Origin of the sequence: Streptomyces sp. NBC_00510 (assembly GCA_036013505.1) — a bacterium.
Taxonomy (GTDB): domain Bacteria; phylum Actinomycetota; class Actinomycetes; order Streptomycetales; family Streptomycetaceae; genus Actinacidiphila.
In genome coordinates, this window is record CP107851.1 from 1,097,557 (window position 1) to 1,123,870 (window position 26,314).

A 26,314-nucleotide genomic window follows, 5' to 3' on the forward strand; every position below is an offset into this window, starting at 1 on the left:
CGAGGTCCCCGCTCGCCCCCACCCCGCCCGCCCGAACCCGGAAGGTCCCCATGGCCGTCATCCTGTCCGTCTCCGGAAGCCCCTCCGCCACCTCCCGCACCGCACGGCTGCTGCGCCACCTGGACGACCGGCTGCGGCTCCAGGGCCACGAGGTGGTCCCCCTGGACGTGCGTACGCTGCCCGCCGACGCCCTGCTCGGCGCCGACGTCCACCACCCGGCCATCACCGGGGCCGCGGCCCTGTTCCAGCGGGCGGACGGGGTGGTGATCGGCACGCCCGTCTACAAGGCCGCCTACTCGGGCCTGCTGAAGTCGCTGCTCGACCTGCTCCCGCAGTTCGCCCTCGCCGACAAGACCGTGCTGCCGCTGGCCACCGGTGGCACCACGGCCCACGTCCTGGCCATCGACTACGCGCTGCGCCCGGTGCTGAGTTCCATGGGCGCCGCCCACGTCGTCCCGGGGTGGTTCACGCTCGACAAGGACCTCACCGTGGCCGACGACGGCACGCTGACCGTCGCGCCCGCCACGGCCGAGGCCCTGACGCAGGTCACCGACCGCTTCTCCGCCGCGTTGGGAGGCCGTACGACCGTGCTCGCGCCCACGGGGTGAGCCCCTGCCCGCCGTACGCCGCGCGCGGGGTCACATCGCGGGGCCGGCCCCCTGGCACAGGTCACGGATCGCGGTCACGTGCGGGTGCCAGGGGCGCGTGTCCGGCCCGGTGAGGAGCAACCGCCGTTCCACGCGCGGCAGTACGGGGACGAGGGTGAGGCCGCCGGGCAGCATGCTCCCCGCCAGGGAGGGGACGACCGCGACGCCGAGGCCGGCCTCCACCATGCAGAGGAGCGTGCCCAGTTCACGGATGTGCTGGGTGGGGCGGTAAGGAACCCCGGCCCGCGCGTGGAGTTCCCTGAGCTGGCTCTCGGCGCCGGAGGTGGTGGCGAGCAGCGGGTCGTCCAGGAGGTCGGCCAGTTCGACGGACTCCTCGCCGGCCAGCGGGTGGTCGCCGCGCAGGACGGCCTCGAGCGCGTCCGTCGCGACCTGGACGGCCCCACGGGGCGCCGGGTCCGGGTCGATGAGGATCGCGGCGTCGACCGTGCCGCTCTCCAGCCACTGGGTGATCTCCTCGGCGAAGCCCTCGAAGATCCTGACCTCGACCTGCGGGACGTTCTCGCGCCACAGCTTCAGCAGCCGGGGAAGCAGCCCGTGCGCGGCGGTCGGCGGCACGGCCAGGGTGATGGTGCCCTCGGCACCGGCGTCGTGCCGGGCGGCCGCCGCGGCGTCGAAGGCCCGGGCCGCGGCGAGGGTGGCGCGCGCGTGCGGCAGCAGCGCGTCGCCCAGGGGCGTGGGCCCGACGGGTGGAGCGCGCCGCACCAGTTCACCCTGCACGGCGCGCTCCAGGGAGGCGAGCGAGTGCGACACCGAGGACTGGCTCATGCCGAGCGCGGCGGCCGCCGTATCGAATCCCCGGTGGTCGGCGATCGCGACGAACACGCCCAGTTGCCGCAGGGTCACGTCCATCGGTGCCTCGCATCACGGGATGAGTGCCATCGATTTGCCTCATCCTACGCGGCCCGGCGACGCTGGCGGAGTCCCGACGGGACCCAGAGACGGGAGGCACCCCATGCGGAACGCGACAGGAGCGGGCCGGGTCGTCGTCGGCGCGAGCGGTTCCCTCGCCAGTCTCGCGGCGCTGCGCCGCGGCGTCCTCGAGGCCCGGGCCGCCGGGCGGCCGCTGCCGGCCGTCATGGCCTGGGAGCCTCCGGAGGGCGAGGTCCTCTACGGCCTGCAGCCGGAGTCCGCCTGGGCGGACGCGTGCGCCGCGGAGGCCGCCGGACGCCTGGACCGGGCCCTGGACGAGGCGCTCGGCGGCATGCCGCCGGACGTGCGGATCGAGCGGTGCGTGCTCCGGGGCGCCCCCGGGGCCGTGCTGTGCGCCGTCGCGTCCGGCGCCGACGACCTGCTGCTCCTCGGCGCGGCCCGGTCCTCGCGGACACCGGTGGGTGTGCACCGCAGGCCCGTGCAACGGGCCGTCCTGGCGGACGCCGTGTGCGACGTCGTGATCGTCGGCGGACCGCGCCTGCGGCCCGCCGAGGCACGACTGCTGCGCCGCTGCCGCAGGCAGGACGCCCGGCTGAGGACACGTCAGCAGCCGGACTGAGTGCGTACACCGTCGGCGTACGGACGTCACCGACCACCGATCCCCGGAGGGGACCCCGTATGACCCGAGGGACCGGCCCCGCTCCCCACGCCGATCCCGGCAGGGCCCGCGATTGCCGGACCTGCCGCGGTTGGGGAACGCTCGTCACCGGCCACGACGGCCTCGCCCTGTGCCCGGCCTGCCAGCTCCCCCGGCAGCGGTCCTGCCCCGCCGTCCCGCACGCCGAGGACCTTCCCCCGCGGCGCGCCGCCCGGTACTCCGCGGCCGCCGCGGCCGTCCGCTGCCGCTGCGCCGGGCACTGAGGCCCCGGGCGGCACCGACCGGACGGTGTCACCCCTCCGGGCCGTCCCGCGGGACGGCCGGGCAGGGGCTTGGCGATCGTCGCCGTGCGCGGGGGGCGGGGGGCGGGCCGGATCCGGCCCCCTACCGGGCGACCGGGCCCGGGCGGGACACTGACAGCGCGGTCGTGCCGGGCGGGGTGCGGGTGGGTCCCGCGGCGCGGAGGGGGAAGGGGGACGGGATGGCGGTCGGCTCCACCGAGGTGACGGCTCTGGCGGGATCCCTGACGGCACTCGGCCTGGAACCGGGCGGGGTCGTCCTGGTGCACGCCTCGCTGCGCGGCGCGGGCGGCACCCGCGCGGGCACGATGCTCGACGCGCTGCTGCGGGTGCTGGGACCGCACGGCACGCTGGTGACGCCCAGTTTCACGCCCGAGAACTCCGACTCCTCCGCCGCCCACCGGGCGCGTGTGGCGGGGCTGGACCCCCGGGAGGCCGCCGCCGTACGGGGCGCGATGCCGCCCTTCGATCCGGCGTCCACACCCGCGCCCGGGATGGGGGTGCTCTCGGAGGCGCTGCGCACCGCGCAGGGTGCGGTGCGCAGCGCCCATCCGCAGACCTCCTTCGTGGCGTACGGCCCGGCCGGGGGCGCCATCACGGCGGGGCACGGCGCCGACTGCCACCTCGGCGAGCGGTCCCCCTTGGCGGCGCTCTACCGGGCCCGCGCCCAGGTCCTGCTCCTCGGCGTCGGGTTCGACGTGTGCAGCGCGTTCCACCTGGCCGAGTACCGGGTGCCCCGGCCGCCCCTGCGCACCTACCGCTGCGTCGTCGTCAGGGGCGGCCGGCGTTCCTGGTGGTCCTACGAGGACGTGGCCCTGGACGACTCGGACTTCGCCGCCCTGGGCGCGGCGTACGAGGCCGAGGGCACGACCAGGACCGGCACCGTGAGCGGGCTCCGGTGCCGGTTGCTCGACCTGCGGGAGGCCGTCGACTTCGCGGTGCGCTGGATGCCCGCGAACCGGCCGCGGCGGGCGGGCGCCGGGGCCGGGACGGGGCCCGGGCCCGGGCTCACCTGAGGCGGTCGAGGACCCTGCCGGCCCGCAGGAGGTGCAGGTCGTGCCGTACGGCCGCGGGGAGCGCGGCCTCCTCGTACGGCACGCCGTCCAGGAAGTCGCGCAGTCCGACGTCGCCGACGCGTGACATCGTGTACGGCGGAACGGAGTGCCGGGTGAGCACGAGGGGCCCTGGTCCCGCGTGCCCGAGCGCCTCGGCGAAGATCGCGCGCACCCGGTGGAAATGACGTTCCTGGACGCCGCCGATGTCGATGACGCCGACGGCTTCCGCGTCGGAGGGCGCCGTGCCGCCGATTCTTCGCAGCGGCAGACGGCCGAGGTCGTGCAGCAGCACGTGGGCGGCGGCGTACTCGAGGGTCTGCCGGTCGGAGAGGCTGCCGCCCTTCCCCTGGAGCCGCCGGGTGATCTCCTCGCGCGGCTCCTCCCCTAGCCGGGCGATGGTGTCCTCGATCGGATCCTCGCCCGCGGGCAGGGGGAGGTCGGCGAACAGCCCGTAGTGGCCCGCCATCGGCCCCTGGTCCAGGACGCGGCACAGGTGCTCGGCGAGGAGCCGGCCCTCCTCCGCGACGACCGCGGCGGGCAGGGCGTTGATCCGCGCGCCCAGTTCGCCCACGTAGAGCACCTGCAGGTACGGCAGCCGGCCCGTGACCGCCTGGACCCGTTCCGCCATGAGCACGGCAGGCAGCACGTAGCTCAGGGCGCGCAGCGGCATGCGCACCGACGCGCCGAACACCACCCGCAGCACCGGCGGTCCGTACACGGCGGCCTTGCCCACCACGTCCAGGAGCGGCTCCACTCCGCCCTCGGGCAGCCCGCGCACGTACCCCTGCAGCCGGGCCGTACGGCCGACGACGGCGTCGAGGAGGGCCGGGCGCACCCGGTTGACCACCCCCGCGGCGGCTCCGTACTCCGAGGGCCGGAACCGGGCCAGGCACGAACGGACGTCCGCTTCGGCGAACGGGACCATGGTGTCCTGTCCCATCAGCGGGATTCCGCGCAGGACCGCGGTCAGCAGGTTCTCCTGCCGCTTGCCCAGGCCCGGGGGCGCGGAAGGGGACGGCGCCGGCCGGGGGCCGGGACGGGAGAGCGTCGCGGGGTCGACCCCACCCATCAATGAGTCGTACATATAAAGTGATAGCCAGTCATACATGTGCTGCGGAACGGGACATGACGAGACGTCAGCGGATTCTTCCATGATGACGCCAGTGCGGGCGTCCGTGACCGCGCCCGTTCGTACCGGTTCGGACGGGTGGGGGATGAAGAATACGTACACCTACGCCGTGAGTTACCTGCATGGCAGGGACGAGGCCTGGGTGGCGCGCTTCCTGGACGACCTGGACCGGCGGCTGGGCACCTCCCCGGTCCGTTTCGTCAGGGCGGCCACCGACGGCGGCCGGGGCGCGGCCTCGCCCGGGGTGGCGACGGCGGACCGCGTCCTCGTCCTGTGCTCACCGGCCTACTTCAGCGAGGGCCCCGCGGACGCGGACTGGGCGATGCTCGCCCACCGCACGAGCCTGGACCGGGCCCGCGGGGCGGCGGAGAACGGCATCGTGCTGCCCCTGCTCTGGGAACCGGTGCTCCAGCGGATGCCGGCGGTGGTGGCCGAGGCGGACACGTTCACGGCGGGGCAGCCGCCCGAGTACCGGACCCACGGACTCGCGTTGATGACGATGCAGGCCGCGCGCCACCGGGCCGCCCTCGACGAGGTGCTCGGCAACCTCACCCGATGGCTCACCACCGCTCCCCCCACCGGAAGCGGCCCCGCCCCGCAGGACATCCCCGCCGAACTCCCCCCGGCCCTGACCTCGGACGACACCCGGTTCACCGGCCTGTACCGCGGCCAGCTGACGGGCACCGCGCCCGGACTCACCGGCGGGCGCCCACTGGGCCGGCGACTGAGCTGGCAGGACGGTCCGTCGCGACGGCACACCCCGTCCGGGGAGCCGGCGGCCGCGGGGCGGCGGCTGCTGCTGATCGGCCCGGCGGGTTCCGGGCGCAGCGCCGTGCTCGGGCACCTGGCGGACCGCGTCGCGGCCGGACCGAGCGGAGCGCCCTGGGGCTGCCAGGTGGCGTTCACCCTGCGGGCGGACACCGGCGGCCTGCCCTCCCCCGACGGGATCGTCCAGGCGGCCGCCCCCTCGCTGGCCGCCCGGGAGCCCGCGGGCTGGACCGCCCGGCAACTGCGCGGCGGGCGCGCGCTGCTGGCCGTCCACGGCCTGGACCGCGCGCCGGTCCACATGCGCCCCGCGGCCTGGGAATGGCTGCTGCGCACGGCCGAGCACTACCCCGACGCCGTGATCCTGGTGGAGGCCAACGGCAGTTCGGTGCCCTGGCACCGGCTCGACGGTGTCTTCACCCCGGTCCTCCTCGACCCCCTCGACCCTGCCGAACGCGAAGCCCTCCTCGCCGGGGGCGATCCCCTCGCCGGCGCCCCCGGCGGCAGGTCCGCGCTCACCGCCCTGGCCGACGACCCGCTGCTCGCCGACGCCGTCCGCTGGCCGTCCGCCGCGGTCGCCGTCCGGCACGCGGCCCGGGCCGCCGGGGACCGCGGGCCGGACCGCATGGATCTGCTGCGCGCCGCGGTGGCCGCCGTCTGGCGCCCCGACCGGGAGGCCGCCAACGCGCGTACCAGGGTGCGCGACAGCGTCCTGCGGGCCGCGGCCGGGGGCCTGGCCGCGGCGACACTCGGGTCCGGCGACGCCCCGCTCCCGGCCGACACGGCACTCGACGCGCTCTACGGACTGAGCGCGCCCGGCCTCACCGGCACCGTTCCCCCCGCCCGGCTGCTGTCGCAACTGGCCGACGAGGCGGGCATCCTGTACGCGCCGGCTCCCGCGACGATCGCCTTCGCCGGCGACTCCGTACGGCAGTACCTCGCGGCGGAGCACCTGGCCACCCACCCCGGCCCCGACGGCGACCGGATCCTCGCCGAGCACCTCGAACGGACGGGGTCGTCCGGGCTCGCCCGCCTGGTCGCCGAACTGAGCGCGGTCCGCAAGTCGCTCCCGGACGTCCCCGGGCTCCTGGAGCACGGTGCCACCGGCCGGCGCCTGACGGCATCGGCGACGCCGGGGAGGCGGGCCACGGGTCCCGTCGTCGTACGGTCCGCGGACGAACTCGCGGGCCTGGCCGCGCGGCGGGACGCCGCGCCCGAGGTCTGGTGCCAAGGACCGCTCGGGGAACTGGAGGCCGTGCTGCCCGGGATCCCCGGACTGCGGAGCCTGGTGATCCTGGACCACCTGGAGATGACCGCGGTGCCGGACCTGAGCCGCTGCGCCGCGCTCCGGTCGCTGCGCCTGTCGAACTGCCCCCGGCTGCGAGACCTGACCTCCCTCGGCGCCTCCCCGGTGATGTTCCTGACCATCGCGCCCTGGCTCCCGTCCCTGGACCTGAGCCCGCTTCACCATGCGCCCTGGCTGCGGAGGATCGACCTGGTGACCGCCGCTGCGCGGGGCGGCGACGACGCCGTCCGCGCCCCGCGCGTCGGGCGTGCCGACGTGCGCGTGCTCGCGCCGCCGGGCCCCCCGGGGGGTCCTCCCGGCCTGTAGATCAGCCGCGACGCGGTCCGTTACAGTGGCGCCACAGCGTGTGGTGGCATGACGTTCTCGGGGGGCACATGCGGTACACCAAGGTCTTCGACCCGCAGGCGCCCGGCGCCGTCGGGGAGACCGGCGCCGACACATCCTCGGGGCGTCAGGACGACCAGGTGTACCTGTTCGACGAGGACACGGTGCTCGCCGTCAACGTCGCGCTGGTGACGCGCCGTCCGCTGCTCGTCCTCGGCCCGCCCGGCTCGGGCAAGTCCACGCTCGCCCCCAACGTGGCACGCGTCCTGCGCTACCGCTTCTACGCGGAGGTCGTCACCGCCCGCACGGAGGCACCCGATCTGCTCTGGCGCGAGGAGGCGTTCCGTCAGCTCAACGACGCCTCCCGGGGCAGGCTCGGCGCGCCCGGCGACCAGCCGTACCACCGGCCCGGCCCCTTGTGGAAGGCACTGGACCCCGCCCAGGACGACGCGGCCCCGGACGGTCTGCGCGACCGTCCCGCCGTGGTCCTCATCGACGAGATCGACAAGGCGGACCCCGACCTCCCCAACGCGCTCCTCGACCCGCTGGACAACCTGCGCTTCGAGGGCCCGGACCGCTCCCGGGTCACGGTGCGCCCCGAGATCGGGCCGCCGCTGGTCGTCATCACCAGCAACGAGGAACGCGAGTTGTCGGCCGCGTTCCGGCGGCGCTGCATCCCGCTGCGGCTGCAGGTCCCCGGGCGCACCCACCTGCTGGAGGTCGCCCGGCTGCACATGGGATCGGACTTCGATGCGGAACTCGGCGCCGAGGTGGCCGACCTCTTCCTCGCCCAGGGCTCCGGTACGGGTCGTCTCGCGGCGGCGAGCACCGCGGAGTACCTGGACACGCTGCGGGCGTGCCACGAGATGGGGCTGACCGCCGATTCCGAACTGTGGCGCAGCGTCGCGCGGTTCGCCATGGTCAAGGACACCTACGAGCCGACGGCCTTCGCGTGAGCCGCGGTCCGGTGCACGCCGGCGACGTCGTGCGCGCCGCCGCCGCGCTGGGCATCGCGGACCCCGCAGGCGTCCTCTCCCTGGTGCGCGCCATGGGTCTGCCCGGCCCCGGACCCCGGCCCCCGGAACCGGACGGCCCGGGGACGGAACCCCGGCAGGGCACCGAACCCGCGCCGCCGGCCCGTCCCGTCGGCCGGACGGTGCCCAGGGACGGCGGCGGCGTGCCGGAGCCGTCCTCGGGGACCGCCACCGGCGCCGACCCCGCGGGCCGGTCGGTCATCACCTTCGCGCCTCCGCGGACCCCGCCCGGACCCGGGCGACCGGCCGGTGAGCCGGCCGGTCCTGAGGAGCCGCTCTTCGCCGACCGCGCGGAGGTCACCGAGCAGCCGCCGTCGCCGCCGTGGAATCCGCGCACCCAGCAGGCGATCATGCTCACGGTGGCCGCCACCGAGGCGCTCGGCAGGGAGCTGGACCACCGCAGGCTGATCGACCTGATGGTCCGGCGCCTGGGTGGCAGGCCGTCGTCCGGCGGCCTTCGCCTCCCCTACCGGCCCCGCCCCACCACCCGGGCGGGGCTGCACGTGCTGCTGGACCGGAGCCCTTCCATGCGGCCGTTCCGCCACGACCACCAGTGGGTCGCCCGGCTGGCCCGGCAGGTACTCGCCCCCGACCAGCTGCGGATACTCGACTTCCGGCTGCCCCAGGGCGCCAGCGCTGACGGCGGCCGCACATGGGGTGCGGCGGTCCGCCCGGCACCCGGCACTCCGGTGCTGCTCGTCTCCGACCTCGGCCGACTGCGCCCTCCGGTGGCGGTGCGCAACCAGGCCTCACCGGCCGACTGGCTCGCCTTCCTCGGCCGGCTGAAGCACGCCGGTCACCCGGTGACCTGCCTGACCCCGTTCAGTCCGGACGTCTACCCGCCCGCCGTCCGCCGGTTGGTGGCCCTCGTCCCGCTGGACCGCCGTACGTCGGTGTGGTCGGCGCGCTCCCAGATCAGACGGCTGCGCCGCCGGAGGCAGGCATGGTGACGGCGGCCGCCGGACGGACCTCCGCGGCCAGGCTGATCCACGAACAGCGCCAGGAGGAACCGGACGTGGTCCGGCTGGCCCAGTCGCTGAGCCTGGCGGCGCAGGCCGAACCGTACGTCGTGCGTGCCGCGCGCCTGCGGTTCGTGCCGCGCAGCAGCGCCGGGCTGGAGGCCCAGCTGTGGTTCTCTCCCCTGGTCGAGGCCGCAGGCGGCCTGACCATGGTGCTCGACCCCGCGGTGGCCGCGGTCCTGCGCCGGGACCTCGCCACGAACGACCGCGCCCTGCTGGCCTCCGTCCGCAGCTTCACCGAACGCGCCCACCACGACGCGCCCCTGGCGGTGCGCACCTTCGAGACCCTCCTGTGGGCCGGCACGGCGCAGGCGGTGCCCGCGGGGGGCGACATCCGGCGGGAGCTCGAACCCTTCCTCGCCCAGGTGCTCTCCGACGGCCCCGAGGCCTTGGAGGCCGGCCGGTGGGCGATCCGTCACCTGCCCCGACTGCCCGACGCCGTACGGGACTCGGCACCCGCGCGGCGCCTGCGCATCGCCGCGGCCGAGCGCCTGGGCCTGGAGCTGACGCCCGCCGCGGCGGGTCTGCTCCCGGAGGAGGTGACGGCCGTCCGCCGGATGGTCCACCGTGACGTCGACGTCGGGATCCGCGCGGAGCCCGGTGGCATCGTGCTGACCAGACCTCCGGAACGCGACGCCCAGGTGTGCCAGGTGAGCGGGGCCGCCAGGGTCAGATTGCGCCTGCGGGCCGCCCTCCCCGGAGCGGCCTGGCACGAACTGGACCTGCACGACCGCAGACGGGCCACCGCACCCCTGGACGTGGTGGCCGCGGCCCGGCTCGACGGCAGCCTGGACGGCGCCCGGGCCGAACTGGGGGACGTGGTGCGCTGCGTCTGGGCCGGGGAGCACGGAGCGCTCGCGGTCAGCGCGGCGGGCCGTACCGAGATCCGGGTCGACGCGGCCGGACGGGTGCTGGTCGCGGACCTCCCGGTGCCCCCCGACCTGCTCGCGGTCGCCGACGCGGGGCCGCCGAGGGCGGCCGCGGCCGGGGGCTCCGGGCTCCAGGTGGTCGGCGCGGCCCTCGACGCCTCGGGCGAGGTGACCGCCCATCCGTGGTCCCCGGCGCCGACGGCACTGGGCTGGGCGGCGCCGGGCGGGCCGGGCAGCGGCCCGGCCGTCCTCTGCGTGGCGGAGGGCCGGAAGGTGCACCTGCTGGACGACGGCGATCCGCGGCGCGTGGTGCTGACCCTCGATCACCCCGCCGACGTCACCCACCTGTGGACGTCGGTCTCGGCGGCCCTGATCGCGGTCGCGGACGCCGAGGGAAGGGTCGTGGCACGTCACGCCGCGCCCGGGAACGGCATGGTCTCCCGCCGGTTCGCCACCGGGGGGTCCCCGGTGACCGCGCTCGCGGGCGATCCGCTGACCGGGGACGTCGTCTGGGCCACCGAGGACGGCCGGGTGTGGCTGGCCCGGAGCCCGGAGAACGACGCGCGCGATCCGGTGCCGCTCGGCCGGCTGCCCCGGCCGGCCACCTCACTGGCCGTCTCCTCCTCCGACGCCACGGTGGTCGCCGCGGACGGGGGACGCCACCTGCTGCGGCTGCGCCGTCCCGCGGCCGGCGACCCGGAGGACCCCGGCTCCGCGCCGCTCCCCGGCGCCCGGCTGCCGTTCCAGGTGCGCGAGGTGTTCACGGCCGGCCGGGGCCGCCTGATGCTCACCGGAACCGGCGGGCCGGTCGAGATACGGTCCGAGGACGGCAGGGTGCACCTCGTCCTGCCCTACCCCGCCGCCACCTCCGCGTCCACGTCGACGTCGCAGGCGCCGGGGCCGGGGCCCTCCTGGCTGCGCGCATCGGTCGGCGTCGCGCTTCCCGGCCCCGGACCGGAGGCACCGCCCGAGGATCTGCTGCGTGCCGCCCGCCGCTGCGGCATCGGCCACATCCGGCTCTCCGGGCCGCACCCGCACGACTCCCGTCGCACGGACCTCGTGGTCGGGCGGGCCGGGGAGGCCGGACTGCGCGTCGTCGCCGGCCTTCCCGCTCCCCCGCCCGAAGCCGCGCCCGCCGACGTCCTGCTCGACGCGCGACGTCTCCTCGACGCGCGCGTCGACGCACTGCTGCTGGAGGACCTGGCGGCCTGGCCCGCCCACCTGCTGGACGACCTGCGGCACCTGACGGACGCCTACACCGGTGCGGGCCTGATCGGCACCGCCGGACCGTCGTCCACCGGCGGGCCGGAGCAAGCGGCCCCGCGAGGCGCCGTCCATCTGACCGTGGGCCCTCCGCCGCTCCCGCGACCCGGGGCCTGGACGGTCCCGCCGGGTACGGCCTGGGTGCTTCCGGATCGGCCGCCGGCCGATCCGGGCGTCCTGCTGGCCCTGCCCGGCTGCCACGAGGTCCCCGCCGGTCTGCTGACGGCCACGGGGCACCGGGCGGAGGCGCTGCGCGTCCTGCTCTCCGTCCGGGCACGGCAGCAGGCCCTGGTCCACGGCTTTGTCGACGCGGCGCTGCCCGAACCGGTGCCAGGGGTGACGGCGTTGTGGCGGCGCCACGGCAGCGAGTCCGTCCTGTGCCTGGGCAACGCCGGCGACGCGCCGGTCGCGGTCACCGTACCGGCGCCGCCCGACGGGCCCGAGCTGGTCGGGATCGCGACGCTCGGCGCCGCCGTGGGAGAGCCGTGGCCGCTCACCGTACGTCCGTCGGCCGGCGGGTACGCGATCACCGTGGCACCCGGTGCGACCCACTGGCTGAGCCTGTGGGAGAGCACCGACCCCGGATGGCGGCCGGGCGCATGAACGGGACGACGTCGCGCCCGCTGGTCTTCCTCAGCCGCAGCGAACCGCCCGGCTGCACCTGCACCTGCTGGCCGGCCAGGAGATCGGTGATCGGCCTGCTCGAGGCCGCCGGCTGCGAACCGATCGTGATCGACAGGCAGACCCTGGTGCCGGGCCAGGACTGGATGGAGGCCATATCCGACGGCATGGGCAACGCCCACGGCATGGTGCTGCTCGCGTCGCCGCACGCCGTCGAGTCACCGCACGTCCAGAACGAGCTGGCCATGGCGGAACTGCGCAACCGGCACGACGGCTTCCCCATCATCCTCGTGCTGCTCCCCGAGATCGACCGGGAGGGCCTGGAGGCCAGCAGGCTCGGTTCGCTCAGTCCCACCCGGCGGCAGAACATCGACTGGCCCGTCGACGGGGACCTCGCCGACGTCGTCAGGGACATCACTCCCCAACTGGAGCTGATGCGGGCCCAGGTGAACGAGGACCGGGTGCACCAGCGGGTCGTCCAGCACCTGCGCGAGGTCGACGGGCCCGTCCTGAGCCGTGCCGGGGACCGGCTCGGTGTCTCGCGGGAGATCCTGCTGCCCCTGATGCACCACCGCGTCGCCGAGGGGCTGCTCACGGAACGCAGCAGTGAGCCCCAGGACGATCCGCTGCGCGCGGCCCTCACCGAACTCCTGCCGCTCCAGGCGACCTCCGGATCCCGCGAGGTGATCGAACTCAGCGTCACCCATGCCCGGGTCCCCGCATCGGACTCCCGGCGCATCAACGAGGTGCTCACGGCCCCGGCCGCCCCGCGGGCCGCGGTGCTGCCCGCCCACTCCACCGAGACCGCCCGGCGCTTCGTCCACCGCGCCAGCGGACAGCCCGTGGCCTGGGACCACTTCGTCGTGCCCATCGACGTGGGTTCCGGCGTCGCGGAGAGCCTCATCGCCGGCGTCCGGGACCACCTGACCGAGGTCGACGTCCACGACCTGGAGACCCTGCTGCAGCACGAGCACGACTTCGGACCGGTGGTGGTGATCGTGCCGCATCCCCCGGACCCCGACCTCGTGGCGCGGCTCGGCGAGGAGTTCCCGGCGGGTGTCCTCTTCCTCTTCGTGGTGGACGGCGACCTGGTCGGCACCGCGCCCGATCCGCTGCCGCGGCTGCAGGGGCTGCCCCGCCCGCACGAGGAGGAGATGAACCGCACCATACGCACCTTCGTGCGCCGCTACGCGGGCCGCAACTGACGACGAGCCGCCCCCCGGGATCCGGGGGCGGCTCGTCGTGGCGGCGGTCCTGCCGCCGGGTCAGATCGGCGGCATCTCCAGCTCGAAGTCGATGCGCCGCTGTTCCCTCATGGCGACGGTCGTGGGATGCGTGTCCCCGAACCGGGCGGCGGACCGGCGCGTGATCTCCCGCACGCGGTCCTCCGCTCCGGGGTCGCCGACGCGCATCCGGTCGACCGCGAGGTTGTACTCACCGCAGAGCACGCGGGGGTGCCGGTCGCCGAAGAGGGACAGGAACTCGCGGTGCGCGCGCTCGTCCTCCGCCACCGCCTCGTCGTACCGCTCCAGCTGGGCGAGGACCCCCGCCACGTCGGCCCGGCAGGCGACCGCCGCCGGATGCCCGCCGCTCACGCGCCGTTCGAGCGCGGCGAGCGTCGGACGCCCCAGGTCGAGGGCGGCCAGCGGTTCGCCGCCCAGCCTGCGGGCGATGATCAGGTTGGTCGCCGCGGCGAGCGTGAACGGGTGCTCGGCGCCCAGCGTCGTGTGGTAGTTCGCGTGGTTCCGCTCGGCGATCTCCCGGCCCTCGTCGAAGGACGGGTCGCTCTGCGTGCCGGCCAGCGCGAGCAGGTCGCAACTGAGGTTCGCCGCGCAGGCCAGCGTCTCCGGGTGCCGCTCGCCGTACCGGCGCCGGTACTGGTCGTACGTCGTCCGGGACAGGGCCTCGGCCGCCCGGAACTCGCCGAGCCGGCGACGGGTCACGGAGAGCGAGGCGTCGGTGCGCATCACCTCGGGCGAGTGCTCCCCGGACAGGGCGACGTAGTGCTGCCTGGTCTCCAGCAGCAGTTCGAGCGAGCCCTGGTAGTCGCCCATCTCGCGGCGGTCCAGGGCGGCGCCGAGCGCGTAGCGCGAACAGGCGGGGCTCCTGACCCCCAGCACCTGACGGGCCGTCTGGTACGCCTCCTCGGCGAGTGCCAGCGCCTCACGGGGGCGTCCGATGAGGTTCAGCGACACGCCGTAGTTGTTGATGGCGCGGAGCGTGTCCGGGTGGTCGTTCCCCACCGACCGGCGGTACCGGTCCAGGGTGTCCGCGTCGGACTCGCAGGCCTCCGCGTAGCGGCCCAGACCGTTCAGGTCGGCGCCGACGTTGCGGGCGGTGATGAGGGTGTGCGGGTGGGCGAGACCGAGCGCCGGGTGCTCGCGCTGCCTGCGCAGGGTGTCCGAGTCCAGTTCGAAGGCCTCGGCGTAACGGCCCATCGAGCGGAGCGGGTTGGCCAGCTGAGCCGCCAGGCGCAGGGTGAGCGGGTCGTCGGCACCACGGTTCGCGGTCCACGCGTCCAGGGCCCGGCGCCCCAGACCGATCGCCGCCAGGTGGTCCTTGACCAGCCACAGGTTGCGGACCTGGCTCACCACCCACTCGCCGACCTGCGGGTCGACGCTCTCGATGGCTCCGGACGGTTCGAGGTGCGGGCGGAGCTCCGCGAAACGCTGGAGCGACGCCGGGTGGTCCTCCCCCTGCGAGGGCGAGGGGAGCGCGCTGGCCAGCACGAGGTGGGCCTGGCTCCGGGTGCGCGCCAGGGCGTCGGGGTCCACCGCCATCCACTCGCGGACCAGGGCCTGCAGGAGCCGGTGCACCTGCAGCGAGCGTCCCTCCAGGCGGGCGAGGGCGTACCTGCTCAGATCGCGGATGAGGTAGCCCATGATCATCGGGTCGCGGAGCGCGGAGTCGGACTGCGCCAGCTCGTTGCGCATGCCGTCGCTGTAGAGCAGGGAGTCCGCGATCGGCTCGGGTGAGAAGAACGAGCACAGTTCCAGCAGGCGGACCGCCGCCGGCCGCTCCGCGCGCAGCCGCTCCACGGACAGCCGCCAGACGGCGGGCAGTTGGGTCTGCCGCTCGAACTCCCCCGCGGGGCCGGCGCTCAGCACTTCACCGACGCGGCTGCGCACCTGTTCCAGGTAGGTGTCCACCGGCATCCCGGTCTCCCGGAGCCATGCCGCGGCGAGTTCCACGGCCATGGGCAGGTCGCCGAGTTCCTCGGCGATCCGGTCCGCGTCCTGACGGGTCAGGTTCTCCACCCGGCGCCGGAGCAGCGCGACGCTCTCCGCCCGCCGGAAGACGCCCACTTCGACGGTGGCGGGGCCGCTGTCGGACTCCCGCGCGGTGATGATGACGTGCCCCGGCCCGTTGGAGGGCAGGTAGTCCTCGAGCCGGCGGCCGCTCTGGCGGGTCTCCTCGTCGTTCGCCGCGTTGTCGTAGACCAGCAGCCACTTGCCCCGCCTGCCGCTCTCCAGCTCGGCCAGGGTCGCCATGGCCAGGTCCTCGGCGGTCTCGCCCTGGACGCCCAGCTGGACGCCCAGGTTCGCCAGGCTCTGCGGGATCAGGTCGGTCTGCTCCGCGGGGATCCAGTGCACCAGGTCGTACTGGGCACCGAAGCGGTGGACGTACTCCAGGGCGATCTGCGTCTTGCCCATGCCGCCGAGCCCGTAGAGGAAGAGGCGGTCCGCCGGCGTGTGCACGTCGTCCAGGGAGTCCTGGCCGAGGTCGTCCCAGAATTTGTCCAGCTCCTGGTCCCGGCCGGTGAACAGGTTGTACCGGGGCGGGGCCTTGAACGTCGAGGGGGCTTCGCCCGGGTACCGGGTGCGGCCCGCGACGGGCTCGTTGAGGGCCGGCACCCCGATGAGCGCGGTCACCCGCTCCAGCGCCGTCGCGGCCGTCATCCCGACCAGGGAGAACCCGGGGAGGCTCGCCAGCGCCGTCGGGGTCTGGAACTCGCGGGTCCGCAGGCCGAGGATCCGCGGACCGTCGCCGCGGCGGTCGGCGGTCTCGACCAGGGTGACCAGTTCCTCGGCGACGTTGGTGTTCACGAAGTCCGGTGACAGCAGCGCCAGGACGGTGTCCGCGGCGGTCGCGGGGACGGGCGCCATCGCGGTGGCGCTGCTGGGGCGCAGTGTCACCGTCACGCCCGCCGCCTTGAGCTGGTCGGCGATCCACTCGGCCCACAGCCGGTCGCGCAGGGCGTGGTCGATGCGGACCCGCGGGGTGGCCGCGCCGGCCGCGGGCACTCGGTCGAACCGCTTGACCAGCGACGCCCGCTGCTCCTCCGCCATGTGCCCGATCGCGGTCACCTCGCCGCGCGTGATGACGGACGTGAGGCGTTCGTAGGCGGCGAGCAACGTGCCCTGGTTGCGGATCGGGTCCTTCAGGGTCGCCAGGACCTCTTCGTAGGCGTAGTAGGGGCGGTAGGGGATCTCGATGTCGCCCCAGTACCGGTCCGGGTCCGGGTGCGCGGATTCGTCGAGGAACTCCTGGAAACGGCTGCGCGCGTGCTGCCGGGCGGTGTCCAGCCGGTCCTGCTCGGCGGGGTCGACGCGCATCGGGACCGGCAGGATCGTCACATGGGGGGCGAACCTGCGGACGTCGCGCGCGACGTTCGCGCCGCCGTCGACGGACTGGACGTTGAAGGTGAAGCAGTTCACCAGGACGTCGGGCAGCAGGAGCGTGGTGATGCCCGAGGTGTCGCTGAAGCCCGTGCGGCTGTCGATCAGCGCGTAGTCGTAGCCCGCCTGCATGTCCTCGCGCAGGGCGTGCAGGAACGCCTTCCCGTTCCGGTTCTCGTAGAAGCCGCGCCAGTCGTAGGTGTTGACGTTCTCGGAGTACTCCGGGGTGCGGCGGCCCGAGGAGACGAACTCGATGAAGCCGCCGCCGGGGAAGGAGCACTCCAGCGAGTGCGCGTGGCGGTCGACGCGTGCGTACGTCCGCAGGCCGTCCGTCAGGTGCGGGCTCATCCGCTCGAATTCGCGGACGAGGTCGATCACGCCCGGCGTGGAGCTCAGTTCGGGGTCCCGCAGGAAGGGGGCGAAGTAGCGGTGCAGACCCGGCGCCTCCAGGTCCCAGTCCATGACCAGGACCCGTTTGCCGTTCGTGGCCAGGATCCAGGCGACGTTCGCCATGGCCATGGTGCGGCCCGTACCGCCCTTGAACGAGTAGAACGTCACTACGGTGCCGGGCCCCTGGGCGCCGGGACCGCCCGAGTCGTGCGTCATGAGGAAGACCTTCCGAGCAGGGGGAACGAGTCGAGGCCGCCTGTGGGCGTGGGCAGGCGCTGAGCGACCTGTGCGGACTTCATGGCGTCGTTCTGGGCGCGGACCAGGGCCTTGCGGAGTGCGGCGGTGAACTTCTCCTCGTCGGGCAGTCCCCAGCGCTCCAGTTCCGTGGCCTGGCCGCGCAGCGTGGGCAGCACCTCGTCGAGGGCGGCGTCCAGGTCCTCGGCGTGCTGCCACGACTGGGTGTCGTCCTGGTTGCGCGGTTCCAGCACGGCGGTGCCCTCGGGCACGGCCGCGTCGAGCGAGGTCAGCAGGCGCTGCTGCCGCTCCGCCTTGGCCGCCCAGGCGTCGACCAGCAGGACGACCAGTTCCTCCGGCCGCGGTCCTGAGCCCACCTGTTCCACGGTGCTCTCCTCGAGCGCCAGGACGTCGGGGGCGAGGTCCAGTTCCGCCGCCGTGTCGCAGAGCAGGGACGCCAGCTCACCGGGCCGCCCGGGTGCGTACGGGGACCAGTCGACGGGCGTGGTGCCGTAGTACTCGCGGGCGGTCCGTTCCCCCGGCAGGTCGTCGGCGGCCGCGGCGGCCACGACGAAGCTCACCGTCTGGTGTCCCGGGTACGGCGGGAGGGGCGGTGCGCCCTGTCGCCTGCCGGTGGCGTCGAAACCGGCGGCGTCCGGGAGGTGCTGCCCGAGGGCGGCCGCCACCCGGTCCGCGAGGGCTGCCACCACGAGCCGGTAGTCCTCGGCGTACCGGGCCTTCAGGCGCAGGAGGTGGAGCAGTCCTTCACGGGCGTAGGCGGTCGAGTCGGCGGTCAGCGGCCCCTTCCGCCGGACGACGGGGGGCAGCGGCTCGGTGGCCGGCGCCCAGACCACCGGGATGATGGCGTCCGCGCTGCGTCCCGTCCGGGACCACAGCACCTCGGCCCGGTGTTCGAAGTAGGACCATTCGGTGGCGCAGTAGGACTGGCCGAAATACGCCGGTGTGTAGAGCGCCACCATGGTGGTCGCACCGCGCATGCGCTCCACCGTGGCCTCGGGTGACCGGGGCGTGCCGCACACTCCGACCGACTCGGGCGACTCGCCGGTCCGGGCGGCGACCGCGTTGCGGAGGTCCCGGAATAAGGTCGCCGTCCACTCGTCGTCGACCCCGCGGATATGGCTCATGTAGAACCGGCTCATGGTGACTCCGTCGCGCGTGTCGGGACGCCCCGCAACGAGCGCGGCAGCGGGGACGACTCGATAGGGGCCAACGGCTCGCCGTAGGCATCTCTATTCGAGCAATAGCGGATAAATACCACATCCGGGCACCGCAGACGGGCGCGCATCGGGACCGTCACCCCTTCCTGATCAGGCTTTCCGCACCGTCCGTCGGGGAGCCTGCTCGGCGTGCCCGTGCGCTGCGGGGACAAGGGGGACGCACCCGGCGGGCGGCCCGGCCGGCCGCGGGGGCGGCGGGGCGCGCGGCCATCGGCGCGGTGCGCCGGAGGTTCATCCGGACGGGTACCCGCCATGGACCGTTCGGCCATCCCGGCGGACGGTGGAGGGGCGCTCATGACGCCCCTCCGATCAGAGCGCGGACGTCGGCGGTCACCCGGTCCCTGATGTGCTCGGTCAGCAGTTTCAGATCGGCGCAGTAGACGCTCGGATTGGCGAACCCGTTCGAGGGGCGGTAGCGGTGCGCCCGCAGCCCGCCCCCGCACAGCCGCACCACGTCGCAGGCCCGGCACTGCGGGGAGAGGGAGCTCAGCCCGCGGCCCTGCTCCCGCAGCAGCGGATGGTCGGCGGCGGTGTCGAAGTCGTCCGCACCGATGTCCAGGCCCATGGCGGTGGCGCCTTCGTACGCCGCCTTGAGCGAGTCCGGCTGTTCGATCGACCCATCGGTGTCGACGACCACGAACGGCGGGCGGTCGAGCCCGACGGCTTCGGCCGTCGCCTTGCCGCCGAGCACCAGATCCATGATCGTCTCGAACATCCGGATCCGGGTCTCGCGGACCGGCGCCGCGTACCAGCGGTCGAAGACCGCGAGCAGCCACCGGCCGTAGGGGGCCGTCGCGGGGTCGTGGCCCGGCGGCGGGAACTCCCAGGTCGCGTGCGGGAGCAGCAGGTCGATGACCGGGGGCCGGTGGCTCAGCAGCGACTCGTAGACACCGAGGGGTTCATTGGCGAGGTCGACCGTACACAGCAGGCCGCCGTATAAGCCGGCGTTCTCCGCGCGCCGCAACAGCCCGATCCCCCTCTCGGCAGCAACGTGGCTGCTCTGCCCCCCACGTGTGCGCCGGTGGCGGTCGCTGGCGTCCCTGCCTCCGTCGAGGCTCACCCCCACGCGCACACCGTAGCGGCGGAACAGGTCCATCCAACCAGGGTTCAGCAGCGTCCCGTTGGTCTGTGCGGCAAATTCCACGGACGTGATTCCGTGCGCCGCCTCGCGCACCGATTGCAGCAGGTGCTCGACCCGTCGCCGTCCCGCCAGCAGGGGCTCACCGCCGTGCAGGACGACCCGGACGGACGGCAGCCGGTGACGCTCGGCGTGCTCGGCTATCCGTGCGGCCAGGCGCTCGGCGAGGGCACGCGACAGCACGGCGGGCTTGCGCTGCCAGCTGCTGTCGCGGAGTTCGTAGACGTAGCAGTACGAGCAGGCGAGGTTGCACAGGCCGTGCACCTTCACCACGAACTCGTGGATGGGCCGCGTCCCCTCCATCACCGACCTCCCGCCGGGCCCTCACCCCCGTCCCGGGGTCACAACGAGGAATCGAATCCGGTGTGCGGGTCGGGAACGTGCTCCGACCGGTCCTCCGCGACGCGGAGCAGCGATTTCACCAGTGCGCACGGTGGGAGCGCGCGGAGGCGCTCCGGCTCGATGCGCAGGTGCATGACATCGCCGTGCGCGTCACGTGGTGCCGTTTCCATCGACCAATGCCCCCGGTACCCCTTGCCGCCCACGGTGGCTCGACCCTGCCGACGCGTGCGTGATCGGACGTGGCTGGAGCCCTCGGGTGTCACCGCCGGCTCCCCCGTGCTGACTGCTGAAGTGTCCCTCCCAGGGAAGCACAGCGCCACGGACCAGGCCAGACCGCCTCCCGGACAGCTTCACGCCCTCCCGCGCGGTTTCGAACGCCACGCCCGGAACGGAGGACCGGTCCGCCGTACGATTCGAGCCGTTCCTGTTCTCCGGCCGATGTCACCGCGTGCCACCGCCGTCGCGGCTCCCACCGCACCGGCACGCGGCCGGACCTGACGGTACGTCATCATCGCGCGGATCGCGGTACGTCCCGCCCGGTCCCGCACCCGCACCCGCACGGACCGGGGCGTTCCGGTCGCTCCGTCCGGACGATCTTCGTCGTTTGTTCATCTGCGCGCCCGATTGCGCTGGTCCGGCGGCGAGATGATCGCCTTTCCGACCGTAGCGCAACGGAGAGACGATGCTCCCCAAGAGAACCTACGCCGCGCTCACGACCGCGGCTGTCGCTGCCGGCACGCTGGTGGCCGCGAGCCCCGCGAGTGCCCACCACCCGCACGTGACGCCGACCTTCCAGCGCACCGCCACCTACCCGGTCTTCCAGAACCGCCCGGCGGGCGAGGACCCGGCCACGGCGACCGTCGCCGAGATCTCGGCCGTCAGCGAGGACGGCCGCACCCTGGTCTACACCGACGCCCTGGCGCGCCGGATCGGCTTCCTCGACATCGGCAGGCCGGGCAGCCCGCGCGGCCTCGGCACCCTGTCGCTGGCCGAGCTCGGCGACGCCGAGGACGAGCCCACCTCCGTGGCCGTGGTCGGCCAGTACGTGCTGGTCGTGGTCAACACCAGCAGCGGCTACTCCACCCCCTCCGGACGTCTCGACGTCATATCCCTGCGCGACCGCAAGCGGGTCACCAGCATCGACCTGGGCGGCCAGCCGGACTCCATCACCATCACCAAGGACAAGCGGTACGCCGCGATCGCGATCGAGAACGAGCGCGACGAGGAGGCGACCCCGCCCGGCGGCGAGGAGGGCGACCTGCCCCAGGCCCCGGCCGGCTTCGTGCAGATCGTCGACCTCAAGGCCACCTCGCCGCAGCACTGGCGCACCCGGGCCGTACCGCTGACCCGGCCCGACGGCGGCGCGCTGCCCGTGCTGACCGCCGCCGGGATCGTGGAGCCCACCGACCCGGAGCCGGAGTACGTCGCCGTCAACGGCCGCAACCAGCTGGTGGTGACGCTGCAGGAGAACAACGGGCTGGTCCTGGTGGACCTGCCGACGGGCCGGATCACCAAGGCCTTCAGCGCCGGCACGGCCACCGTGCACGGCATCGACACCGTCAAGGACGGCGTCATCGACCAGACCGGCTCGATCACCGACGTACGGCGCGAGCCCGACGCCGTCAACTGGATCGACGACCGCTACTTCGCCACCGCCAACGAGGGCGACTGGAAGGGCGGCACGCGCGGCTGGACCGTCTTCGACAGCCAGACCGGCAAGGTCGTGTGGGACGCGGGCAACAGCTTCGAGCGCCTCGCGGTGCGCTACGGCCTGCACAACGAGGACCGCGCGGGCAAGAAGGGCACCGAGCCGGAGGGCGTGGTCGTCGCCACCTTCCACGGCGTGCGGTACGCCTTCGTCGGCTCCGAGCGCAGCAACTTCGTCGCCGTCTACGACGTCAGCCGGCCGACCGCCCCGGTCTTCCGCCAGATGCTGGCCACCACCAACGGCCCCGAGGGGCTGCTGCCGATCCCGTCGCGCGACCTGCTCGCGGTCTCCAGCGAGGAGGACGACGCCTCGGTCAACGTGCGGTCCTCGGTGAGCCTGTTCCAGCTGGGCAAGGGCACCCCGTCCTTCCCCGGCATCGTCTCGGCCCCGGACTCCACCGGCGCGCCGATCGGCTGGGGCGCGCTCGGCGCGCTGTCCGCCGTCCCCGGCAGGCCGCACGAGCTGTACACGGTCACCGACGCGGCGTACTCCGTCACCAAGATCATGACCATCGACACCTCGCGGAAGCCGGTGGTGATCACCCGGGCCCTGACCGTCAAGGACGCCGACGGCAAGCCGGTCGGCTACGACGCCGAGGGCATATACGCCCGTCCGCAGGGCGGCTTCTGGCTCGCCGTCGAGGGTGCGACCGGCGACGGCAACAAGCTGGTCCGGCTCGACCGCGACGGCGTGACCCGCCAGGTCGTCACGCTCCCGGCGGACGTCGCCGCGGGCCTGGCGAAGCAGGGCTTCGAGGGCGTCACCGCCACCACCGACGGCAACGGCCGCGAGGTCGTGTGGGCCACACTGCAGCGCGAGGTCAAGGGCGACCCGGCCGGGGTCGTCCGGATCGGCCGCTACGACGTGCAGTCGGGCACCTGGAGCTGGTTCGGCTACCGGATCGGCACCACGGACACCCCCGGCGACTGGATCGGCCTGTCCGAGATCACGGCGGTCGGCGACAAGCTCGCCCTGATCGAGCGGGACAAGCTGAACGGCCCGGCCGCGAAGATCAAGCGCGTGTACACGGTCGACATGCCGAAGTCCGCCGCACCGTCGGGCCCGCTCCAGGTGCTCCCCAAGAAGCTCGCCCACGACGTGCTGCCCGACCTCCGGGCGACGAACGGGTGGACCCAGGAGAAGCTCGAGGGGCTCACCGTGGGCGGTGACGGCCACGTCTACGCCGTGACCGACAACGACGCCCTGGCCGACGCCACCGGCGAGACGGTCTTCCTGGACCTCGGTTCCGGCAAGAAGGTCTTCGGGCAGCGCTGATCCTCCGCGACGCCCTCCCCCGTACGGCCGCCGGTCCGCCGGCGGCCGTACGCGTCAGGCCCGTGCGAGCCCGGCGGGTCACGCCTCCGGACGGCGCGCGAGGAAGACGAACTCCCGGCCGGGCCGGTCCGGGGCGTCCCGCACCTCGTCGAGGTCGTACCCCTGCGCGGTGAGCGCCGCCTCGACCTCCTCCCGCTCCCGGAACCGGAGGGTGGACGTCGAGGTCAGCACCTCCCGGCCGGCGGCCAGGACGTAGGTCCAACGGAACGTCACCAGCGGCCCGCTGACGTCCAGCAGGTCGACCCAGTGCTCCACCGGTCCTGTACCCGGCACGTCCACCACCCGGTGCGACGCCTCGCGGTTCCAGCCCTCCCACGCGCGCTTCGCCGGGTCCCGGGTCTCGAACACCAGGCGGCCGCCCGGCCGCAGCGCCTCGTACGCCCCCCGCAGGGTGTCCCGCCACACCCCGGGGTCGTCGATCGCCTGGGCGACGTTGGCCGTCATCGTCGCCAGGTCCACGCGCAGCGGCGGCAGCGCCGTCGCGTCACCGCGGATCCACCGGACCCGCTCACCCCCCGGCTTGGCCCGGGCGACGTCGAGGGCCGCCCCGGCCGGGTCGACGGCGACGACCTCGATGCCGAGGCCGGCCAGACGCAGGGCGAACACCCCCGTTCCGCAGCCGATGTCCAGGACCCGGCGCGCGTCGTACTCCCGCACCAACGCGGTGTACGCGTCGAGGTCGCCGCGGCCGGGGTCGTCGAGGGCGTCGTACAGCGCGGCGAGCCGCGGGTCCCGGAATTCCTCGTCAGCCATGGGGGCGACGCTACCCGCGGTGGGACCCACGTCACATCCGTGCCCGTGTCACGTTTCCGCCGGCCCGTCCGTCATGGCTGCGTAACCGTCACCACGCAAGAGGAGCCCACCATGGAAGCCCGCGTGAACCTGTTCGGCAACGACCTCGCGCTCAGGTTCTTCAAGCACCTCAACTCGGCGGGCAAGCTGCCCGCGGAGTCGGGGCTGCCGGCCGCGACCCAGGAGCTGGTGAAGATCCGCGCCAGCCAGATCAACGGCTGTGCCTTCTGCGCCGACATGCACACCAAGGAGGCCGCCGCGGCCGGTGAGACCTCGGTGCGGCTGAACCTCGTCGCGACCTGGCGCGAGGCCACGGTCTTCTCCGAGGCCGAGCGCGCCGCCCTGGAACTCACCGAGCAGGGCACGCGCATCGCTGACGCCGCCGGCGGCGTCACGGACGAGGTCTGGGCGAACGCCGTCAAGCACTACGACGAGGACCAGCTCGTCGCCCTGATCGGCCTCATCGCCGTCATCAACGCCTACAACCGCGTCAACGTCATCAACCGCCAGCCCGCGGGCGACTACCGGCCCGGCCAGTTCGGCTGAGGGCGGGCGCCCCGGCCCGTGCCCACGGGCCGGGGCGCCGCTGCACCCTCCGGGCGATCCCAAGTGCCGCTGCCACGGGCCGCGGACGCCGGGTTGTAGCGTGATGCGGCATGAGGACCAGTTCGCCGCTCTCCGCGGTCCCCCGGCTGGCAGGCGCGATCGTCGTCGGCGCGCTGACCGGCGTGGTCGTCGGTGTCCTGACGGACGCGTCGCTGGGCGTCCTCGCCGGGATCGCGGCGACGGAGACGGTCTTCGTCGTGACGGGCTGGCTCGTGCTGTGGCCGATGGACGCGACCGCCACCCACCGCAACGCCCGGCGGGAGGACTTCCGGCCCGTCGTCGAGGAGCTGGTCGTCGTCGCCGCGGCCCTGTGCGGGCTGCTGGCCATCGTCGTCCTGCTCCTGCGCGGCGGCACCGACAGGGATCACGCCGCGGCGGCGACCGCGCTGGGCGGGGTGTTCATGGCCTGGGCGGCGCTCCACCTGATGTACGCCGCGCGCTACGGGTACCTCTACTACGCGGCCGCGGCGGGCGGGATCGACTTCAACTCCCCGCACCCGCCGACGTACCGGGACTTCTTCTACTTCAGCTACAACCTGGGCATGACCTACCAGGTCTCCGACACGGACGTCTCGAGCCCGGCGATCCGTGCGACGGTGCTGCGGCACTCGCTGCTGTCGTACGTCTTCGGCACCAGCATCCTGGCCACGACGATCAACCTGGTCGCCGGGATGGTCACCGGCTGAGGGCCGACCGGCCGCGCGCCCTATATCTCGAGTCGAAAATTCCTGTCAAGTCCCGAATTGCAGCGACATGACGCCGGGCGCCGTACCCGGCTTACTGGAGACATCGGGTTCACCCCCCAGGGGCGGCCCACCGGACACCACCGGAACCCCCTCCACCCTCGCTCACGAAGGACAACGACCATGGCCCCCACCCTCCGCACCAAGCGCCTCGTCACCCTCACCGCCGCGGCCACCCTGGCCGCGGGAGGGGCGCTGCTCCCCACCACCGCGTTCGCCGCCACCGCGCCGGCCGAGGCGCACGCGGCCACCGCGAAGGAGTCCGGCCGGGGCGGCGGTCACGGCGGAGGCCGGGGCCACGACGACGGGGACTGGGGGCGCCGCGGCTGGAACCAGGGCGGCAACCGCCCGAACGCCAATGGCAACGGCAGCATCATCATCGTCGTCGGCGACAACAACTCCACCAACATCAACAACGGCACCGTCAACAACGGCGTGATCTTCGACTGAGCGTCACGTACGTCCCGCCGACCCGAAACCACCAGCACCTCCGGCCACCGGGGGTGCTGTTCCCGTCCCCGTGCGCGGACGGGTGCCGGCCGGGCCCGCGGGTCACTCCTCGGTGCAGAGCTCGTCGCCCGGCGAGGTGCGCACCCGGGCCAGGAGGCCGCGGAGCGCCGTGACCTCCTCCGGGGACAAGTCCCCGAAGAGCCCCCGCTCGACCTCTTCCACCGCCGCCTGGGCCTCGGCCAGCACGCCGCGCCCCCGGTCCGTGATGGCGACGATGTGCCGGCGACGGTCGGACGGGTCGCGACGGCGCTCGACGAGCTCCGCGGACTCGAGGTCGTTGAGGATCGCGACCATGATGCTGGGATCCACCTCGAGCGCCGCGACGAGACCCTGCTGCCCCATGGATCCGCACCCCCCGAGCAGCATCAGCGTGGCTCCCGCCCGCGGTGTGAGGCCGCAGGAAGCGAAGGCGCGCTGGACGCGGCCGTTCGCGATGGCGCCGTGCCGGGCCAGCAGGAAACCGAGCTGCTCCAGCGGGTCGCCGCCTGCAGCACCCTCAACCGCGATCTCGTTCACTGCCATGCCTGCATCATAGCGCGCCGCCAACCATCGTGATCGATGGGTAATCCATGACCTTCAACGATTTCGGGAACCACGACCTCACCACGACCCCACCACGACCCCTACGGACGAGGTCGCCCCAAGCGGTCGTTTGTGCCGCGTTATTCCACCTCTCCTGATTCCTTGCGCGAGGCGATGGTCACACCCCATAAATGATTGACCCTCCTCAATCATCTGTTAGGTTCCATTCACCAGCGATCCACAGGGACGCCGGCCCC

Annotated in this window: 20 protein-coding genes; 13 read left to right on the plus strand and 7 right to left on the minus strand. The window is 74.0% G+C overall.

Features of this window, described 5'->3' with window-relative positions; all coding sequences use genetic code 11:
* The first annotated feature begins 50 nt into the window (after positions 1-50).
* Entirely contained in the window at positions 51-608 is a 558-nt protein-coding gene (gene ssuE, locus OG937_04855; protein ID WUD71056.1) for an NADPH-dependent FMN reductase, read from the plus strand.
* A 30-nt stretch (positions 609-638) separates the two neighbouring features.
* On the opposite strand, the gene OG937_04860 is transcribed toward ssuE, so the two are convergent.
* Entirely contained in the window at positions 639-1,517 is an 879-nt protein-coding gene (locus tag OG937_04860; GenBank protein WUD71057.1) for a LysR family transcriptional regulator, read from the minus strand.
* A gap of 103 nt (positions 1,518-1,620) precedes the next feature.
* Here OG937_04860 and OG937_04865 point away from each other — a divergent pair, with 103 nt between their 5' ends.
* From OG937_04865 to OG937_04875, 3 genes are all read left to right on the plus strand, one after another.
* Entirely contained in the window at positions 1,621-2,157 is a 537-nt protein-coding gene (locus OG937_04865) for a universal stress protein (GenBank protein ID WUD71058.1), read from the plus strand.
* 59 nt (positions 2,158-2,216) lie between these two features.
* Positions 2,217-2,459 carry a hypothetical protein gene (locus OG937_04870; protein WUD71059.1) on the plus strand — a complete coding sequence of 81 codons (243 nt, stop codon included), beginning with the start codon at positions 2,217-2,219 and terminating at the stop codon, positions 2,457-2,459.
* 218 nt (positions 2,460-2,677) lie between these two features.
* Positions 2,678-3,511: an AAC(3) family N-acetyltransferase gene (locus OG937_04875; GenBank protein WUD71060.1), complete on the plus strand. Its 834-nt coding sequence runs from the start codon at positions 2,678-2,680 to the stop codon at positions 3,509-3,511.
* Here the strand turns inward: OG937_04875 and OG937_04880 are convergent.
* Positions 3,504-4,619: a hypothetical protein gene (locus tag OG937_04880; protein WUD71061.1), complete on the minus strand. Its 1,116-nt coding sequence runs from the start codon at positions 4,617-4,619 to the stop codon at positions 3,504-3,506. The two genes, OG937_04875 and OG937_04880, sit on opposite strands and share 8 nt — an antisense overlap.
* A 169-nt stretch (positions 4,620-4,788) precedes the next feature.
* Here OG937_04880 and OG937_04885 point away from each other — a divergent pair, with 169 nt between their 5' ends.
* From OG937_04885 to OG937_04905, 5 genes are all read left to right on the plus strand, one after another.
* Entirely contained in the window at positions 4,789-7,056 is a 2,268-nt protein-coding gene (locus OG937_04885; GenBank protein ID WUD71062.1) for a large ATP-binding protein, read from the plus strand.
* A 68-nt stretch (positions 7,057-7,124) separates the two neighbouring features.
* Positions 7,125-8,030 (plus strand): MoxR family ATPase, encoded by a 906-nt coding sequence (locus tag OG937_04890; protein ID WUD71063.1) that lies wholly within the window; start codon positions 7,125-7,127, stop codon positions 8,028-8,030.
* A complete protein-coding gene (locus tag OG937_04895; protein ID WUD71064.1) occupies positions 8,027-9,058 on the plus strand; it encodes a hypothetical protein in 1,032 nt (343 codons plus the stop codon). Before OG937_04890 ends, OG937_04895 begins: the two co-directional genes overlap by 4 nt.
* Positions 9,052-11,862 carry a hypothetical protein gene (locus OG937_04900; GenBank protein WUD71065.1) on the plus strand — a complete coding sequence of 937 codons (2,811 nt, stop codon included), beginning with the start codon at positions 9,052-9,054 and terminating at the stop codon, positions 11,860-11,862. Before OG937_04895 ends, OG937_04900 begins: the two co-directional genes overlap by 7 nt.
* Complete coding sequence (locus OG937_04905; GenBank protein ID WUD71066.1) at positions 11,859-13,085, plus strand: toll/interleukin-1 receptor domain-containing protein; 1,227 nt, start codon at positions 11,859-11,861, stop codon at positions 13,083-13,085. The genes OG937_04900 and OG937_04905 overlap by 4 nt, the downstream gene beginning before the upstream one ends.
* A gap of 60 nt (positions 13,086-13,145) precedes the next feature.
* On the opposite strand, the gene fxsT is transcribed toward OG937_04905, so the two are convergent.
* From fxsT to OG937_04920, 3 genes are all read right to left on the minus strand, one after another.
* Positions 13,146-17,105: an FxSxx-COOH system tetratricopeptide repeat protein gene (fxsT, locus tag OG937_04910; protein ID WUD71067.1), complete on the minus strand. Its 3,960-nt coding sequence runs from the start codon at positions 17,103-17,105 to the stop codon at positions 13,146-13,148.
* Complete coding sequence (gene fsxC, locus OG937_04915) at positions 17,102-18,283, minus strand: FxsC protein (protein WUD71068.1); 1,182 nt, start codon at positions 18,281-18,283, stop codon at positions 17,102-17,104. The genes fxsT and fsxC overlap by 4 nt, the downstream gene beginning before the upstream one ends.
* Before the next feature lie 370 nt (positions 18,284-18,653).
* Positions 18,654-19,802: an FxsB family radical SAM/SPASM domain protein gene (locus OG937_04920; GenBank protein WUD71069.1), complete on the minus strand. Its 1,149-nt coding sequence runs from the start codon at positions 19,800-19,802 to the stop codon at positions 18,654-18,656.
* 721 nt (positions 19,803-20,523) lie between these two features.
* Here OG937_04920 and OG937_04925 point away from each other — a divergent pair.
* Entirely contained in the window at positions 20,524-22,824 is a 2,301-nt protein-coding gene (locus OG937_04925) for an esterase-like activity of phytase family protein (protein WUD71070.1), read from the plus strand.
* 78 nt (positions 22,825-22,902) lie between these two features.
* Here the strand turns inward: OG937_04925 and OG937_04930 are convergent, their stop codons facing one another.
* Positions 22,903-23,637 (minus strand): class I SAM-dependent methyltransferase, encoded by a 735-nt coding sequence (locus OG937_04930; GenBank protein ID WUD71071.1) that lies wholly within the window; start codon positions 23,635-23,637, stop codon positions 22,903-22,905.
* Positions 23,638-23,748: 111 nt separating this feature from the next.
* On the opposite strand from OG937_04930, the gene OG937_04935 reads away from it, so the two are divergent.
* The 3 genes from OG937_04935 (at position 23,749) to OG937_04945 (ending at position 25,475) form a co-directional block, all read left to right on the plus strand.
* Positions 23,749-24,222: a carboxymuconolactone decarboxylase family protein gene (locus OG937_04935; protein ID WUD71072.1), complete on the plus strand. Its 474-nt coding sequence runs from the start codon at positions 23,749-23,751 to the stop codon at positions 24,220-24,222.
* A gap of 110 nt (positions 24,223-24,332) precedes the next feature.
* Complete coding sequence (locus OG937_04940) at positions 24,333-24,968, plus strand: DUF1345 domain-containing protein (protein WUD71073.1); 636 nt, start codon at positions 24,333-24,335, stop codon at positions 24,966-24,968.
* Positions 24,969-25,148: 180 nt separating this feature from the next.
* The gene (locus OG937_04945) at positions 25,149-25,475 is read left to right on the plus strand and encodes a hypothetical protein (protein ID WUD71074.1); all 327 of its coding nucleotides are present in this window, start codon (positions 25,149-25,151) and stop codon (positions 25,473-25,475) included.
* Positions 25,476-25,577: 102 nt separating this feature from the next.
* Here the strand turns inward: OG937_04945 and OG937_04950 are convergent, their stop codons facing one another.
* Positions 25,578-26,057, minus strand: a complete 480-nt coding sequence (locus tag OG937_04950) for a MarR family winged helix-turn-helix transcriptional regulator (protein ID WUD71075.1) — start codon at positions 26,055-26,057, stop codon at positions 25,578-25,580.
* Positions 26,058-26,314 lie beyond the last annotated feature (257 nt).

Coding starts and splice junctions, on each gene's coding strand:
- ssuE (WUD71056.1), top strand. CDS start 51: ATGGCCGTCATCCTGTCCGTCTCCGGAAGCCCCTCCGCCACCTCCCGC.
- OG937_04860 (WUD71057.1), bottom strand. CDS start 1,517: ATGGACGTGACCCTGCGGCAACTGGGCGTGTTCGTCGCGATCGCCGAC.
- OG937_04865 (WUD71058.1), top strand. CDS start 1,621: ATGCGGAACGCGACAGGAGCGGGCCGGGTCGTCGTCGGCGCGAGCGGT.
- OG937_04870 (WUD71059.1), top strand. CDS start 2,217: ATGACCCGAGGGACCGGCCCCGCTCCCCACGCCGATCCCGGCAGGGCC.
- OG937_04875 (WUD71060.1), top strand. CDS start 2,678: ATGGCGGTCGGCTCCACCGAGGTGACGGCTCTGGCGGGATCCCTGACG.
- OG937_04880 (WUD71061.1), bottom strand. CDS start 4,619: ATGGGTGGGGTCGACCCCGCGACGCTCTCCCGTCCCGGCCCCCGGCCG.
- OG937_04890 (WUD71063.1), top strand. CDS start 7,125: ATGCGGTACACCAAGGTCTTCGACCCGCAGGCGCCCGGCGCCGTCGGG.
- OG937_04900 (WUD71065.1), top strand. CDS start 9,052: ATGGTGACGGCGGCCGCCGGACGGACCTCCGCGGCCAGGCTGATCCAC.
- OG937_04905 (WUD71066.1), top strand. CDS start 11,859: ATGAACGGGACGACGTCGCGCCCGCTGGTCTTCCTCAGCCGCAGCGAA.
- fxsT (WUD71067.1), bottom strand. CDS start 17,105: ATGACGCACGACTCGGGCGGTCCCGGCGCCCAGGGGCCCGGCACCGTA.
- fsxC (WUD71068.1), bottom strand. CDS start 18,283: ATGAGCCGGTTCTACATGAGCCATATCCGCGGGGTCGACGACGAGTGG.
- OG937_04920 (WUD71069.1), bottom strand. CDS start 19,802: ATGGAGGGGACGCGGCCCATCCACGAGTTCGTGGTGAAGGTGCACGGC.
- OG937_04925 (WUD71070.1), top strand. CDS start 20,524: ATGCTCCCCAAGAGAACCTACGCCGCGCTCACGACCGCGGCTGTCGCT.
- OG937_04930 (WUD71071.1), bottom strand. CDS start 23,637: ATGGCTGACGAGGAATTCCGGGACCCGCGGCTCGCCGCGCTGTACGAC.
- OG937_04935 (WUD71072.1), top strand. CDS start 23,749: ATGGAAGCCCGCGTGAACCTGTTCGGCAACGACCTCGCGCTCAGGTTC.
- OG937_04940 (WUD71073.1), top strand. CDS start 24,333: ATGAGGACCAGTTCGCCGCTCTCCGCGGTCCCCCGGCTGGCAGGCGCG.
- OG937_04945 (WUD71074.1), top strand. CDS start 25,149: ATGGCCCCCACCCTCCGCACCAAGCGCCTCGTCACCCTCACCGCCGCG.
- OG937_04950 (WUD71075.1), bottom strand. CDS start 26,057: ATGGCAGTGAACGAGATCGCGGTTGAGGGTGCTGCAGGCGGCGACCCG.